This is a genomic window from Kitasatospora sp. NPDC001261, from assembly GCF_042896795.1.
Classification (GTDB): Bacteria; Actinomycetota; Actinomycetes; order Streptomycetales; family Streptomycetaceae; genus Kitasatospora.
Genome location: NZ_JBIAXP010000002.1, coordinates 290,465 through 305,031 on the forward strand (window position 1 = coordinate 290,465; position 14,567 = coordinate 305,031).

14 protein-coding genes are annotated in these 14,567 nt (G+C 74.0%); 10 read left to right on the forward strand and 4 right to left on the reverse strand.

Features of this window, described 5'->3' with window-relative positions; genetic code table 11:
- Window positions 1-25: 25 nt before the first annotated feature.
- Both ACFY4B_RS04280 and ACFY4B_RS04285 read right to left on the reverse strand, forming a co-directional pair.
- Complete coding sequence (locus ACFY4B_RS04280) at window positions 26-2,335, reverse strand: FtsX-like permease family protein (RefSeq protein ID WP_375875266.1); 2,310 nt, start codon at window positions 2,333-2,335, stop codon at window positions 26-28.
- Window positions 2,332-3,057, reverse strand: coding sequence for an ABC transporter ATP-binding protein (locus ACFY4B_RS04285; RefSeq protein ID WP_049651382.1), 726 nt, complete (start codon window positions 3,055-3,057; stop codon window positions 2,332-2,334). Before ACFY4B_RS04285 ends, ACFY4B_RS04280 begins: the two co-directional genes overlap by 4 nt.
- A gap of 117 nt (window positions 3,058-3,174) precedes the next feature.
- Between ACFY4B_RS04285 and ACFY4B_RS04290 the strand changes: the two genes are divergently transcribed.
- The 6 genes from ACFY4B_RS04290 to ACFY4B_RS04315 all read left to right on the forward strand — a co-directional run bounded on the left by ACFY4B_RS04290 (window position 3,175) and on the right by ACFY4B_RS04315 (window position 8,560).
- Window positions 3,175-4,047, forward strand: a complete 873-nt coding sequence (locus ACFY4B_RS04290) for a sensor histidine kinase (protein WP_387966421.1) — start codon at window positions 3,175-3,177, stop codon at window positions 4,045-4,047.
- Window positions 4,048-4,058: 11 nt separating this feature from the next.
- A complete protein-coding gene (locus ACFY4B_RS04295) occupies window positions 4,059-4,757 on the forward strand; it encodes a response regulator (protein ID WP_387966422.1) in 699 nt (232 codons plus the stop codon).
- A 189-nt stretch (window positions 4,758-4,946) separates the two neighbouring features.
- On the forward strand, window positions 4,947-6,155 hold the full coding sequence (locus ACFY4B_RS04300) for a cytochrome P450 (protein ID WP_380779027.1): 1,209 nt from the start codon (window positions 4,947-4,949) through the stop codon (window positions 6,153-6,155).
- A 133-nt stretch (window positions 6,156-6,288) separates the two neighbouring features.
- Window positions 6,289-7,446 (forward strand): type III polyketide synthase, encoded by a 1,158-nt coding sequence (locus ACFY4B_RS04305; protein ID WP_387966423.1) that lies wholly within the window; start codon window positions 6,289-6,291, stop codon window positions 7,444-7,446.
- The gene (locus ACFY4B_RS04310) at window positions 7,446-8,030 is read left to right on the forward strand and encodes an NUDIX hydrolase (RefSeq protein WP_380743826.1); all 585 of its coding nucleotides are present in this window, start codon (window positions 7,446-7,448) and stop codon (window positions 8,028-8,030) included. Before ACFY4B_RS04305 ends, ACFY4B_RS04310 begins: the two co-directional genes overlap by 1 nt.
- 98 nt (window positions 8,031-8,128) lie before the next feature.
- On the forward strand, window positions 8,129-8,560 hold the full coding sequence (locus tag ACFY4B_RS04315) for an SHOCT domain-containing protein (protein ID WP_074002217.1): 432 nt from the start codon (window positions 8,129-8,131) through the stop codon (window positions 8,558-8,560).
- A 102-nt stretch (window positions 8,561-8,662) separates the two neighbouring features.
- Here ACFY4B_RS04315 and ACFY4B_RS04320 read toward each other — a convergent pair whose 3' ends face one another.
- The gene (locus ACFY4B_RS04320; protein WP_387966424.1) at window positions 8,663-11,152 is read right to left on the reverse strand and encodes a Tex family protein; all 2,490 of its coding nucleotides are present in this window, start codon (window positions 11,150-11,152) and stop codon (window positions 8,663-8,665) included.
- A gap of 179 nt (window positions 11,153-11,331) precedes the next feature.
- On the opposite strand from ACFY4B_RS04320, the gene ACFY4B_RS04325 reads away from it, so the two are divergent.
- Together ACFY4B_RS04325 and ACFY4B_RS04330 are read left to right on the forward strand one after the other, a co-directional pair.
- Window positions 11,332-11,724, forward strand: a complete 393-nt coding sequence (locus ACFY4B_RS04325) for a PPOX class F420-dependent oxidoreductase (RefSeq protein ID WP_387966425.1) — start codon at window positions 11,332-11,334, stop codon at window positions 11,722-11,724.
- Between the two features lie 145 nt (window positions 11,725-11,869).
- A complete protein-coding gene (locus tag ACFY4B_RS04330; protein ID WP_074002215.1) occupies window positions 11,870-12,769 on the forward strand; it encodes an aminoglycoside phosphotransferase family protein in 900 nt (299 codons plus the stop codon).
- Between the two features lie 16 nt (window positions 12,770-12,785).
- Here ACFY4B_RS04330 and ACFY4B_RS04335 read toward each other — a convergent pair whose 3' ends face one another.
- Window positions 12,786-13,127, reverse strand: coding sequence for a DUF5713 family protein (locus tag ACFY4B_RS04335; RefSeq protein ID WP_387966426.1), 342 nt, complete (start codon window positions 13,125-13,127; stop codon window positions 12,786-12,788).
- Between the two features lie 134 nt (window positions 13,128-13,261).
- Between ACFY4B_RS04335 and ACFY4B_RS04340 the strand changes: the two genes are divergently transcribed.
- Together ACFY4B_RS04340 and ACFY4B_RS04345 are read left to right on the forward strand one after the other, a co-directional pair.
- A complete protein-coding gene (locus tag ACFY4B_RS04340; protein WP_387966427.1) occupies window positions 13,262-13,996 on the forward strand; it encodes a tyrosine-protein phosphatase in 735 nt (244 codons plus the stop codon).
- Between the two features lie 105 nt (window positions 13,997-14,101).
- Window positions 14,102-14,554, forward strand: a complete 453-nt coding sequence (locus ACFY4B_RS04345) for a hypothetical protein (protein WP_387966428.1) — start codon at window positions 14,102-14,104, stop codon at window positions 14,552-14,554.
- The last annotated feature ends 13 nt before the right edge of the window (window positions 14,555-14,567 follow it).

Genomic DNA, 14,567 nt, shown 5'->3' on the forward strand with positions numbered 1-14,567 from the left:
GACCAGCCCTCCGCCCACCCCGGACTCACTCGTTGTGCAGCACCTCGGCGATCGGCAGCCGGGCGGCCGAACGGGCCGGGACGAGCGCGCCGAGGACGGCGATGGCGACGCCCGCGACGCCGACGCCGGTGAGCAGCGGGGCGCTCCAGACGTCCATCGTCCACTCCGGGAAGAGGATGCTCCCGACGTTCTCGATGAGCAGCCGGTGCGCCAGGATGCCGGCCGGGACGCCGATGAGCGCGCTGACCACGCCCTGCCAGGCCACCGAGGTGATCGTCATCGTCACCACCTGGCGGGGTGTCATGCCGATCGACTTGAGCATGCCGAGGTCCCGGCGGCGCTCGCGGATGGTGAGCAGCAGGGTGTTGAAGACGCCCAGTGCGGCGACCACCGACAGCAGGACGGTGAAGATCGTGGCGAAGCTGATCACCGCGACGATCGGGCCGGACGGGTCGGGCGCGAACACCTGGGCCGAGAGGCTCGGGTCGGCGGCCGTCACGGCCCGCTGGTACGCCTGGGCGTCGGCGCCCTCGGCGAGGCTGATGTCGTACTCGACCGCGTGCGGGTCGTCGGTGAGCGCGGCCCGGGTGAGGTCGTTGGACGTGAAGGCCCGGGCGTTGCCCTGGACCACCTCGCCGACGACGGTGACGGTCAGCCGGCGGCCGTCGAGGTCGAGGGTGAGCCGGTCGCCGAGCCTGAGTCCGTGCTCCCGGAGGAAGGAGGGCCCGGCCTCGATCTCGTTCGGCCCGGTCGCCGCGCGGCCCCTGACCACCTCGCGCTGCAGCTGGTCCGTGATCCCGTCGCCGCTGAGGAAGTCGGCGAAGACCGGCTGGGTGAAGCCGACCAGCCCGACCTTGACCAGCCCGCGGACGTGGACCTGGTCGGCGCCGGGGGTGGTCCGCAGCATCGTCTCGGTCTGGGCGGGGGTGAGCCGGGGCTCGGTCTTGTTGCCCGCGAAGTGGGCGGTCTGCACCCTGACGTGGGTGTGGCCGTCGTTGTGGCCCACCAGCCTGGTCAGGGTGGTGCCCAGTCCCGACGTCACGGTCACGGTGAGCACGCCGAGCACGATCGCCGACATGGTGAGCGCGGTGCGGCCGGGGCGGGCGAAGGGCTGGCCGAGACCGAGGCTGACGGCGCGCGGCAGGCGGGTGCCGCTCAGCAGGCGCTGGACCTTCAGTCCGCGCCCGGCGCGCGGTGCGCTGCCGGCCGAGATGGCCTGGGCGGCGGACAGCCGGTGGGCGCGCGAGGCGGGGAGGAGGGCGGCGAGAACCACCAGCAGCGGGACGCTGACCAGGGTGGCGGCGGGCAGCCAGCCGGCCGGTTCGATCACGGCGGTGCCGGTGGTGATCCCGGAGAAGGCGGACTGGAGGATCGGGTGGGCCGCCACCCAGCCGGCCGCGGTGCCGAGGACGGTGCCGGCGACGGCGGGTACCGAGACCATGGTCAGGTAGACGGTGACCACCTGGCGCGGGGTGAAGCCGATCGCCTTCAGCACGCCGATGTGCCGGTAGCCGGAGACGACCGCGCCGCTCACCACGTTGCCGACGATCAGCGCGGCGACGACCAGGCCGAGCACGCCGAAGACCGTCATCAGCGGCAGGTAGGCGTCGGCGCCCGCGGAGAAGGCGTCCTTGAGCACCAGGTAGGACTGGACGTTGGTGAGCGCGTCCTTCGGCAGGCCCTCGGTGGCGGTGGCCAGGGCGGAGGTGAGCCGCTGTTCGTCGGAGGCGTCGGAGAACCGGTAGAGCATCTGCCGGGCGCTGGGGTGCAGGTCGGCGGCCTGTTCGGGGGTGACCCAGCCGCCCGCGCTCTGGCTCATGCTGGTGGCGTAGCCGACGATGGTCAGCGTCCGGCCGCCGCTGAGGGGCAGCGGGTAGTCCAGGTTGGCGGGCGAGAAGCCGCCGAACGGCTCGTTGATGACGACCTCGCCGGGCTTGCTCGCCCAGCGGCCGCCCAGCAGTTGCACCCGGTCCACCGGGCCGGCCGGGTCGGAGCGGCCGACCAGGGTGAGCGCTCCGGGCGGGCTGCCGACCCAGTCGGTGGGGATCTCCACCACGGCCTGGTCGAACGGCCCGGCGGCGGCCTCGACGCCGGGCCGGTGGGCGGTGGCGGCCAGTTGTTCCGGCGTGGCCCCGGCCGGGTCGAAGGTCGCGACGACGTGGGCGCCGCGCTGCTGGGAGAAGGCGTCGTCGAAGGGGGCCCGGGCGGCGCTGATCACCGCGAGGGCGAGCAGCACGGTCGTGGTGGAGCAGAAGACGACCAGACCGATCACGATGGTCTGCACCCGGCGGCGCTTCACGGCCGCCCGGGAGGCACGCCAGACGGCGCCGGTCATGCGGACGCCTCCAGCATCCGGTCGCCGGCCACCCGGCCGTCCGCGACCTCGACCAGCCGGCTGGCGCAGCGGGTGGCCAGGGCGGGGTCGTGGGTGACGATCAGCAGAGTCTGGCCGATCTGGTTGAGGTCGATCAGGAGGTCCATCACCTGCTCTCCGGAGCGGCTGTCCAGGGCGCCGGTGGGCTCGTCGGCGAGCAGCAGGGCCGGGCGGTTCATCAGGGCGCGGGCCACCGCGACGCGCTGGCGCTCGCCGCCGCTGAGCGTGGCCGGGTAGACGTCCTTGCGGTGCGCGACGCCGAGTTCGTCCAGCAGCTCCAGCGCCCGGCGGCGGGCCTGGCGGGCGCCGGTGCCGGTCAGCTGGGCGGCCAGGGCGACGTTGTCGAGGGCCGGGAGGTCGTCGATCAGGTTGAAGAACTGGAAGATCATGCCGACGTGCCGGCGGCGGAACAGGGCCAGCCCGTTCTCGTTCAGCCGCCCGAGGTCCTGGCCCTGCACCCGGACGGTGCCGGCGGTGGGCCGGTCCAGTCCGGCCACCATGTTCAGCAGGGTGGACTTGCCGCACCCCGAGGGGCCCATCACGGCGACCGCCTCGCCGGCGCGGATCCGCAGGTCGACGCCGTCGAGCGCCTTGGCGTCGCCGAACTCCTTGTGCACCCCGGACAGCTCGACGACGACCTGCGCGTCGTCCGGCCGGGAGGTCCCGTCGTGGTCGTTGCTCATGGTGGACGACCGTAGGCGCGGGGCCGCCGCCGGCACGTCCCACCCCGGGTGTAACCGCGGCGGCCGTAGTACCCGGGATGTACGGGGGCGGCACCCCCGGATGATGTGGATCATGCGGTGACCTGGGAGGCTGTCGCCGTGTGGGGAACGGGGTGGGAGTGGGCGGCCGTCGCGACGGCCGCTGCGGCGGGCACGGCGGCCGGCTGGCTGGCGGTGGCGCTCGCCCGCGCGCGGCGGCTGCACCGGGCGGCCATCGGCGAGCGCGGCTGGCTGCTGGAACGGGAGCGGGAGAGCGCCGCCCGGACCGCCGTGGAGGCCGAACGGTCGCGGATCGCCGCCGAGTTGCACGACATCGTGAGCCACAACGTGAGCCTGATGGTGGTGCAGGCCGGGGCCGCGCGCGAGGTGCTGGCCACCATGCCCGCGGAGGCGGCGGCCGCGATGGCCGCGGTCGAGGCGGCCGGGCGGGACACGATGACCGAGCTGCGGCACCTGCTCGGCCTGCTGGCCCCCGCCGCGGACGGCAGCGAGGAGCCCGCGCCGGACGGCTTCGCGCCGCAGCCCAGCCTGAGCCGGCTGAGCCCGCTGATCGACCGGTTCGCCTTCGCCGGGCTGCCGGTCGAGGTGCGGGTCTCGGGCGAGCCGAGACCGCTGCCGGGCGGGATCGACGTGACGGCGTACCGGATCATCCAGGAGGCGCTGACCAATGCGCTCAAGCACGGGGACGGGGTGACGGCGGAGGTGACGGTGCGCTACGCGGACCACTACCTGCGGGTGGAGGTGCTCAACAGCGGTCCGAGCGTGCTCTCCGGGGCGGCCGCCGCGTCAGGGGGACGAGCCGCACCGGACGGGCCGAGGCCGGACGGCGCCGGGCGCGGGCTGATCGGCCTGCGCGAGCGCGTCGCGGTGTACGGCGGGGACCTGGACGCCCGGCGCCGGCTCGGCGGCGGCTTCCGGGTCCGCGCCCGCATCCCGCTGGACCGGCCGTGACGGAGGAGAACGTGCCCCAGGACCAGGAGCGCCGCCCCCGGGTGGTGATCGCCGACGACCAGGAGCTGGTCCGCACCGGCTTCCGGATGATCCTCACCGCGCGCGGCATCGACGTGGTCGCCGAGGCATCGGACGGCGCCGAGGCGGTGGCCGCCGCCGTCCTGCACCGCCCGGACGTGGCGCTGCTGGACATCCGGATGCCCGGCACGGACGGCCTGGAGGCCGCCCGGCGCATCCTGGCCCAGGTGCCCGGCTGCCGGGTGATCATGCTGACCACCTTCGACCTGGACCACTACGTCTACGCCGCGCTGTCCGCCGGGGCCAGCGGCTTCCTGCTCAAGGACGTCACCTCCGCCCACCTCGCCGCCGCCGTACGGCTGGTGGACACCGGGGACGCGCTGCTCGCCCCCTCGATCACCCGGCGCCTGGTCGAGCGGTTCGCGGCCGGCGCCCCGCGCCCGGCCCCGGGCGCCGACGGCCCGGCGCTGCACCGCGACCTCGCGCCGCTCACCCCGCGCGAGGCGGAGGTGCTGACGCTGCTCGGGCGCGGGCTGTCCAACACCGAGCTGGCCCGCGAACTGACGCTCAGCGAGTCGACGGTGAAGACCCATGTGGCCCGGATCTTCGCCAAGCTGAACCTGCGGGACCGGGCGCAGGCGGTGGTGCTCGCCTATGAGACCGGGCTGGTCGCGCCGGGCGGCGCCGACTGAACGTCAACTTCCCTTGACCTCATGCTGATTGGCATGAATATCAGCCCAATCTCACTCCTTGGAGTTAACTCTCTTCACCACGTTCTCCTTTTTGCCAGTTCATGGGGCACCATCTGCATGTCCACGCCCGAACGTGACCACCACCTCGGGCGCCACCCCCCGGCATGACGAGAACACTTGGACCGGCCCGTGACCACCACCGCCCCCGTGTGGGACTGCCCCTTCCACCACACCGACGGCCTGGAGTTCGACCCCCTCCTGAAGCGACTGCTCACCGAGGCCCCGGTCGCCAGGATCCGGCTGCCGCACGGCGAGGGCGAGGCCTGGCTGGCCACCCGCTACGAGGACGTCAAGGTGGTCACCAGCGACCGCCGGTTCAGCCGCGCCGCCGGCATCGGCCGCGACCTGCCCCGGATGACGCCCGCCCCGATCGCCCAGGCCGAGGCGATCAACCTGATGGACCCGCCCGCCCACAACCGGCTGCGCCGGCTCGTCGCCCAGGGCTTCACCAACCGCCAGGTCGAACGGATGCGCCCGGCCACCCAGCGGACCGTCGACGGCTACTTCGACGAGATGACCGAGCACGGCGCCCCCGCCGACCTGATGCACTTCCTGGCCGGCCGCCTTCCCCTCACCACCATCTGCGAACTGCTCGGCATCCCCGCCGCCGACCGCGCCGAACTGCGCGGCCACGCCGTGGCGATGATGCGGATGGGCCCCGGCAGCCGGGACGGCCAGGAGGCCGCCAAGAGCGCGCTGCGCGACTACTTCACCGGGCTGACGGCCGAGCGCCGCGCCCGCCCCGGCGAGGACCTGATCAGCGCCCTGGCCACCGCCCGCGACGGCGACGAACTGCTGGCCCCGGACGAGCTGACCGTCATGGCGATGGTCCTGCTGGTCACCGGCCACGACACCAGCACCTACCAGCTCGGCAACCTCACCTACACCCTGCTCACCCACCCCGAGCAGCTCGCCAAGCTGCGCGCCCGGCCCGAGACGCTGCCCCGCGCCCTGGAGGAGCTGCTGCGCTTCATCCCGTTCCGCCAGGGCGTCGGCATCGCCCGGGTCGCCACCGAGGACGTCGAACTGGGCGGCGTGCTGATCCGGGCCGGCGAGGCCGTGCACGTCTCCTACCTGACCGCCAACCGGGACCCGGCGGCCTACGAGCGCCCCGACGAACTCGACCTCGACCGCGACGCCGGGCCCGTCAACATGACCTTCGGGTACGGCCAGCACCGCTGCCTCGGCTCGCACCTGGCCCTGATGGAGCTGCAGGTCGCCATCGGCACCCTGCTGCGCCGCTTCCCCGGCCTGCGGCTGGCCGTCGAGCCGTCCGAACTCGACTGGAACTCCGGCTCGATCTGGCGCTTCCCGCGCACCCTGCCGGTGGCCTGGTAGCCGACTCCCCGCCTGCCGCCGCCACCCGTCACCACCACCCGCCGCCGCCCGCCGCCCACGGCCGCCGCGGCGTCCGCACCGCTCCACGCATCCACCATGCCTGCCACCAGGCCCCCAGGGGAGACCCGTACCCATGGCAACACTCTGCCGCCCCGCCATCGCCGTACCCGAGCACGTCATCACCCTCGACGAGACCCTCGCCCTGGCCCGCACCCTGCACGCCGACCACCCCCGACTCGGCCTGGCACTGCGGCTGATCGAGAACACCGGGGTGCGCACCCGGCACCTGGTCCAGCCGATCGAGCGGACCCTCGCCCACCCGGGCTTCACCGTCCGCAACGAGGTGTACGAGCGCGAGGCCAAGCGGCGCGTCCCCGAGGTGGTCGAACGCGCCCTAGCCCACGGCGAGTTGACCGCCCGGGACATCGACCTGATCGTCTACGTGTCCTGCACCGGCTTCATGATGCCGTCGATGACCGCCTGGCTGATCAACACCATGGGCTTCCGCTCCGACACCCGCCAGGTGCCGATCGCCCAGCTCGGCTGCGCGGCCGGCGGCGCCGCCGTCAACCGGGCGCACGACTTCTGCCGCGCCTACCCGGGCGCCAACGTGCTGATCGTCGCCTGCGAGTTCTGCTCGCTCTGCTACCAGCCGACCGACCTCGACGTCGGCTCGCTGCTCTCCAACGGGCTGTTCGGCGACGCGGTCGCCGCCGTGGTGATGCGCGGGAACGGCGGGCACGGCGTGCAGGTCGAGCGCAACGGCTCGCACCTCGTCCCGCACACCGAGGACTGGATCTCGTACGGGGTGAAGGACACCGGCTTCCACTTCCAGCTGGACCGGCGGGTGCCCGGCACCATGGAGCTGCTCGCGCCCGCGCTGCGCGGCCTGGCCGGGGAACACGGCTGGGACGTCTCCGGGCTCGGCTTCTACATCGTGCACGCGGGCGGCCCGCGCATCCTGGACGACCTGTGCCGCTTCCTCAGCCTGGAGCCGGCCACCTTCCGCTACAGCCGGGCGACGCTCACCGAGCGCGGCAACATCGCCAGCGCCGTCGTCTTCGACGCCCTGGCCCGGCTGTTCGCCGACGGCGGCGTGCCCGAGGGCACCACCGGGCTGATCGCGGGCTTCGGACCGGGCATCACCGCCGAGATCTCGCTGGGCAGTTGGGTCGGAGCACCGGCCGAAGGGGCGCGTCCGCGCCGGCCGCGCGCCATCTCCACCTCCGACATCGCGCTCGTCCATCCGACCGTCCCCCGCCGTTTCCCGACCGGCACTACGATCTCCTGATGACCGATACCACGGAGCGCACCGACACCTCTGCCAGATCAGCCGAACTCGCCGCCCTGTTCCCGGCGTTGCACGCGCCGCAGTACTGGAGCTGGGGCCGCTTCGACGCGCAGTTCTCCACCGAGCCGCCGCCGGACGCCCTGGTCACCAACATCCACCTGGTCGGCTTCGCGGACGGTCAGGTCGTGCTCTGCCGGGACGACCGGGACCACTGGTTCCTGCCCGGCGGCACCCGGGAGCAGGACGAGGGCATCGTCGCCTGCCTGGCCCGGGAGCTGCGCGAGGAGGCCGGCGCCCGGCTGCTCGGCGAGCCGCACTGGCTGGGCGCGCACCGCTGCCGCACCGAGGACCCGGTGCCGTACCGGCCGTGGCAGCCGCACCCGGAGAAGGCCTGGCTGTGGGGCTGGGGCGAGGTCGCGCTGGACTCCGCGCCGACCAACCCGGCGGACGGCGAGCAGGTGGTCGAGGTCCGTCCGGTGCCGCCCGCGGAGGCCCAGCGGCTGCTGCTGGCCGGGCACGACGCCTGGTGGGGCGAGCTGGTCGCGCTGGCGGTGGAGCTGCGCCGACGGGCCGGGCTGGGCTGAAACCGCTCCCCGCCGGGATATTCCCACTGGGACGGAAGACCACCGGAACAGCCGAACAGCAGCAGGCCATGTCCGTTTTGCGGTGATATGACTCGGCCATGGACACCAAACTGCTGGCCGTGGACTACCCGGCACTCCACATCTTCTGGACGATGCTGGAGCTGTTCCTCTGGATCCTCTGGTTCTTCCTGCTGTTCAAGATCATCACGGACATCTTCCGCAGCCACGACCTCGGCGGCTGGGCCAAGGCCGGCTGGCTGGTCCTGGTGATCATCCTGCCGCTGATCGGCGTCCTCGCCTACCTGATCGCCCGCGGGCAGTCGATGGGCAAGCGGGACGTCGAACAGGCGGAGCGGTCCGAGGCCGCGTTCAAGTCCTACATCCGGGACGCCGCCGGAACGGCACCGGCGGGCGGCGGAGGCGGTGGCGGCAGCCACGTCGACGACCTGGCGAAACTGGCGGCCCTGAAGGAGAAGGGCGCCATCTCCGACGAGGAGTACCAGAAGGCCAAGGACAAGCTCCTGGCCTGACCCGCACGGACGGCCGGGGCCGGTGGACGCACCGTGACGTCCACCGGCCCCGGCCGCTGCCGCTGTCGGGTTCCGGGTGCCGGTTCGGCTCCGCTCAGCCGCTCAGCGCCGCCCGGAGCGCCGGTCGCCGCGGCCGCCGTCGCCGCCGGTCAGGCCCGCGCGGCGCAGCGCGTCCGCCATGGCACTGTTGGCCGGCGCACCGCCGCCGGAGCCGCCGCGGTCACCGCCGCCGCCCTGACCGCCGCCGCGCCGGTCCTGGCCGCCGCGACCGCCCTGGCCCTGACCGCCCTGGCCGCCCTGGCCGGCGCCCCGGCGCTCCTGGCGCGGCGGGCGGGCCTGGCGGTCGCCGCGGTCGCCGCGGTCCCCGCCGCGCTCGCGCCCGACCTCGTCGTCCAGCCGCAGGGTCAGCCCGATCCGCTTGCGCGGCACGTCCACCGTGAGCACCCGGACCTTGACGATGTCGCCGGGCTTGACCACCTCACGCGGGTCCTTGACGAAGTTCCTCGACAGCGCCGAGACGTGCACCAGCCCGTCCTGGTGGACGCCCACGTCCACGAAGGCGCCGAAGGCGGCGACATTGGTGACCACGCCCTCCAGCACCATGCCGACCTCCAGGTCGCCGATCTTGTCGACGCCCTCCTTGAAGGTCGCGGTGCGGAAGGCCGGGCGCGGGTCGCGGCCCGGCTTGTCCAGCTCGCCGAGGATGTCGGTGACGGTCGGCACGCCGAAGGTGTCGTCGGCGAAGTCCGCCGGGCGCAGCGCCCGCAGCCGCTCGCCGTTGCCGATCAGCTCGCGCAGCTCCCCGCCGGTCGCGGCCAGGATGCGGCGCACCACCGGGTAGGCCTCGGGGTGCACGCTGGAGGCGTCCAGCGGGTCCTCGCCGCCGGGGATGCGCAGGAAGCCCGCGCACTGCTCGAAGGCCTTGGGGCCGAGCCGGGAGACGTCCTTGAGCTGCCGGCGGGTGCGGAACGGGCCGTTGGCGTCGCGGTGCGCGACGATGTTGTCGGCCAGCGTGCCGGTGACCCCGGAGACCCGGGTGAGCAGCGGCGCCGAGGCGGTGTTGACGTCCACCCCGACGGCGTTGACGCAGTCCTCGACCACGGCGTCCAGCGAGCGGGAGAGCTTCACCTCGCTCAGGTCGTGCTGGTACTGGCCGACGCCGATCGACTTGGGGTCGATCTTGACCAGCTCGGCCAGCGGGTCCTGGAGCCGGCGGGCGATCGAGACCGCGCCGCGGATCGACACGTCCAGGTCCGGCAGCTCCTGCGAGGCGAACGCGGAGGCCGAGTAGACCGAGGCGCCGGCCTCGCTGACCATCGCCTTGGTGAGCTTCAGCTCGGGGTGGCGCCCCAGCAGGTCCTCGGCGAGCTTGTCGGTCTCCCGGGAGGCGGTGCCGTTGCCGATCGCGACCAGGTCGACGTCGTGCTTCTTCGCCAGGGCCGCCAGCGTCGCCAGGGCCGCGTCCCACTTGTTGGCGGGCTGGTGCGGGTAGATCGTGTCGTACGCGACGACCTTGCCGGTGGCGTCCACCACGGCGACCTTCACGCCGGTGCGGAAGCCCGGGTCCAGGCCCATGGTGGCGCGGGTGCCGGCCGGGGCGGCGAGCAGCAGGTCGCGCAGGTTGGCGGCGAAGACCCGCACCGCCTCCTCCTCGGCCTCGGCGCGCAGCCGGGCGCGCAGGTCGATGCCGAGCCGGACCAGCACGCGGGTGCGCCAGGCCCAGCGGACGGTGTCGCCCAGCCACTTGTCGGCCGGGCGGCCGCGGTCGGCGATGCCGAAGCGGGCGGCGATCCGCTGCTCGTAGTCGTTCTCGCCCGGAAGGTCGCCCTCGGACTCGCCGTCGTACGGGGAGAGGTCGAGGTCGAGCACCTCCTCCTTCTCGCCGCGCAGCATCGCCAGGATGCGGTGCGAGGGGAGCCGGGTGTACGGCTCGGCGAAGTCGAAGTAGTCGGCGAACTTGGCGCCGTCGCCCTCCTTGCCGTCGCGGACCTTCGCGACCAGCCGGCCGCGGGTCCACATCCGCTCGCGCAGCGAGCCGACCAGGTCGGCGTCCTCGCCGAAGCGCTCGACCAGGATCGCCCGGGCGCCCTCCAGGGCCGCGGCGCCGTCCGCCACCGACTCGTTGAGGTACTGGGCGGCCAGCGCGGCCGGGTCCTGCCCCGGGTCGGCCAGCAGGGTGTCCGCCAGCGGCTCCAGGCCCGCCTCGCGGGCGATCTGCGCCTTGGTGCGCCGCTTCGGCTTGAACGGCAGGTAGATGTCCTCCAGGCGGGCCTTGGAGTCCGCGGCGAGCACCCGGGCGCGCAGCGCGTCGTCCAGCTTGCCCTGGGCCTCGATCGACTCCAGCACGGCCGCCCGGCGGTCCTCCAGCTCGCGCAGGTAGCGCAGCCGTTCCTCCAGGGCACGCAGCTGGGCGTCGTCGAGGGAGCCGGTGACCTCCTTGCGGTAGCGGGCCACGAAGGGCACGGTCGAGCCGCCGTCGAGCAGATCGACGGCCGCCTTCACCTGCCCCTCGCGGACACCCAGCTCCTCGGCGATCTTCCGCTCGATCGCCTGCTGGGCCTGCCGGGCCACCTGTTCGACTGGCGTGGTCACGAAGCCGGTCACCTTCTCCATCAGTGCTTGCGCCGTACGCCCTGCATTCTGGCAGGTGCCGACGACACCGACCGGCCGCCCCCGGGACGGCCGGGCGTGGCGCGCGCCTCCGGCTGACGGCCCCGGGGCTCCACCGAGGCTTGAGCGGGGCCCAGTTGCGGCTTCCTAGGCTGGCGGGCATGGACACTCTGGATGCCGCCGCCGAGTTGGAGCGGCTCGCCGCCGCCAAGTACCTGCTGTTCACCACCTACCGGAGGAACGGCACTCCGGTCGCCACCCCGGTGTGGGTCGCGCGCGACGGGGACGCGCTGGTCTTCACCACCGTCACCAAGACCGGCAAGGTCAAGCGCCTGCGCAACCGTTCGGACGTGCTGGTCGGGCCCAGCGACATCCGCGGGAACCTGCTCGGCGCCCAGGTGCCGGCCACCGCGGTGCTGGACCCCGACCGGGCGCCCGCCTACCGGAAGCTGCTGCGGCGCAAGTACGGCCTGCTGTGCGCGGTGGCGCTGACCGCCAACGTGCTGCGCTTCGGCAAGGGCGGCACCATCGGGGTGCGGATCACCTTCGGGTGACCGTCGGGGCCGTCGGGGCCGTCAGGGCCGTCAGGGCCGTCGCCGGGTGGCCGAAATCGCGCGTTCCGGTTCGAACGACCGTCGGAATGTGAGCAGTTCGGCAATCCGGCTGAACGGCGACGACCGGAGCTGTACGCTGCCGGGCATGTGCGCTGCCACCCGGATCCACCCCGACGGGCCGGTGGTCGACGCGGCCCTGGTGCGGCGGCTGATCGCCGCCCAGTTCCCGCAGTGGGAGCGCCTCCCGGTCACCCCCGCCGCCACCTCCGGGGCGGACAACGCGATGTTCCGCCTCGGGCCCGAACTCGCCGTCCGACTGCCCCGGGTGGAGTGGGCCGCCGGGGGCCTGCGGCGGGAGCAGCAGTGGCTCTCCCGGCTGGCCCCGCGGCTGCCGCTGCCCGTCCCGGCACCGCTCGCGGTCGGCCGGCCCGCCGCCGGCTACCCGTGGGAGTGGTCCGTCCTGCACTGGCTGGACGGCGCCAACCCGGTCGTCCACGCCCTGGCCGCACCCCAGGCGCTGGCCCGCGACCTGGCCGGCTTCGTCAACGCCCTGCGCGCCGTCGACCCGGCCGACGCCCCCGTCTCCCAGCGCAGCGTCCCGCTCGCCTCCCGCGACGGCGCCACCCGCGCGGCCATCGCCCAGCTCTCCGGCTCGATCGACACCGAGGCCGCGACCGCCCTGTGGGACAAGGCACTTCGACTGCCCGACTACGCCGGCCCGCCGGTCTGGCTGCACGGCGACCTCACCCCCGGCAACCTGCTGCTCACCGGCGCCGGCCGGCTCGCCGCCGTCATCGACTTCGCCCTGATGGGCGTCGGCGACCCGACCGCCGACCTGATCGCCGCCTGGAACCTGCTGCCCGCCACCGCCCGCCCCGCCTTCCGCGCCGCCCTCCACGCGGACGAGGCCATGTGGGCCCGCGGCCGCGCCTGGGCGTTCTCCCTCGCCCTGGTGACGATCCCGTACTACCGCCACACCGACCAGGCCCTGACCGCCAACGCCCGCCACGTCGTCCGCGAGGTCCTCGCCGACCGCAGCGTGTAGGGCCGGGCGGTGCCCGTCACCACTCCCGGGTCGCGATCAGCTCCTCGGAATCCGCGTCCGTGAACCCGTAGGCCAGCGCGACGGCCCAGAAGGCCTCGCCGATCTCCTCCCGCGCACACGTCTCGATCTCGCTCCCGGCCGCCTCGAACTCCGCCTCCAGGAGGTTGAACTCCTCCGTCGCGGCGTGGGTGAGCACGTACAGGGCCGCCAGGTCCGCCGGCCGCTCGGCCTCGATCCGCTCGCACAGCAGCACCAGGATCGCCTTGCCCCGGTCGAGGACGTGATCGGGGAAGTACGGGTCCTCGTACAGCCCTATCAGGAACTCGTGCTCCGCCACCCGCTGGTTCGTGATCGCCATGGTGCCCCTTCCGTCCCGCCGACGTGCCGACGTGCCGATCCTGCCCGACGCCACTGACAGTCGACGGCGCCCGGGCCGGCCGCCGCCGCTCCCCCGGCCCGGCGGCGCTTGACGCGCTGGTTAGAGTGCCGCGCATGACCACACGTCACATCGAGTTCGAGGCCCTGCACAACTTCCGCGACCTGGGCGGCTACCCGGGCGCCGGCGGGCGGTCCGTCCGGTGGGGGCTGGTGTACCGCTCCGACTCGCTCGGCAAGCTCGGCTCCCCCGCCGACCTGGACCGGCTCCGGGCGCTCGGCGTGCGGACCGTGATCGACCTCCGCTACCCCTGGGAGATCGACGCCAAGGGCCGGGTGCCCGGGTTCGAGGGCCTGGAGTACCACAACCTCTCGATCGAGCACCGCCCCTACGACCAGGCCGAGATCGACCCGGAGGTCGACCCCTGGCGCCACCTCGCCGACCGCTTCGCCGAGGTCGCCGAGGACGGGGTGAAGGAGATCCGCCAGGCGCTGGACGTGATCACGGCCGCCGAGGCCCCGGTGGTCTTCCACTGCGCCTCCGGCAAGGACCGCACCGGGCTGATCGCCGCCCTGCTGCTCACCCTGCTCGGCGTCGGCGAGGACGACATCGCCGCCGACTTCGCCCTCACCGAGCTCGCCACCGCGCACTTCGTCGCCGAGTGGCACGCCGCCCACCCCGGCCGCACCCTGCGCTGGCCCGGTTACGGGCGCGCCCCGGAGGCCGTCATCCGGCTCACCCTCGCCGACCTCGCCGACCGCCACGGCTCGGTCGGGGCCTACCTCACCGGCGTCCTCGGCATCGACCGCGCGCAGATCGACACCCTGCGCGCCCGTCTGCTGACCGCCTGAGCCCCGCCACCCCGCACGGGAGGTCGGCCGGTCCGACGTCCCGTGCGCGGACGCCCCCGAAAACGCCCTCGCCCGGCGGGAGCGGCGCCTGGCAGCATGCCCACCATGCCCGCGCCGAGCCCCGATCCGGACTACAGCGTCACCACCGGGTACGACCCGTCCGACGACGCCTACTTCCTGGAGCTGCGGCTCAGGGCGGTCCCGCGGGCCCTGGTCGCCGCGGTCGTCCCCGACGAGGACCAGGCGCGGGAGCCGACGATCAGCCTCGACCCGCGGGGGCGGGCCGTCGACATCCCGTACGAGGTGATGCGCTGGTTCCTGCGGCTGGTCGAGGAGGAGGTCGACGCCGTCCGCGTCTGGATGCGGCTGCGCCCCGAACTCGTCGCGCTGGTCCGCCGGTTGCGCCGGGAGCACCAGGGCGTGATCGACGACGAGGGGTTCCCGGGCGTCCTGGCGGAGGTCCGCGCCGCCGTGCCGGAGGCCGACGTCGCCACCGTGCTCCGGGCCGTCTTCGGGGCGGAGGGCGAGCGGCTGCTCCGGGGGCCGGGGGTGCGATAACCCGGTGGCGGCC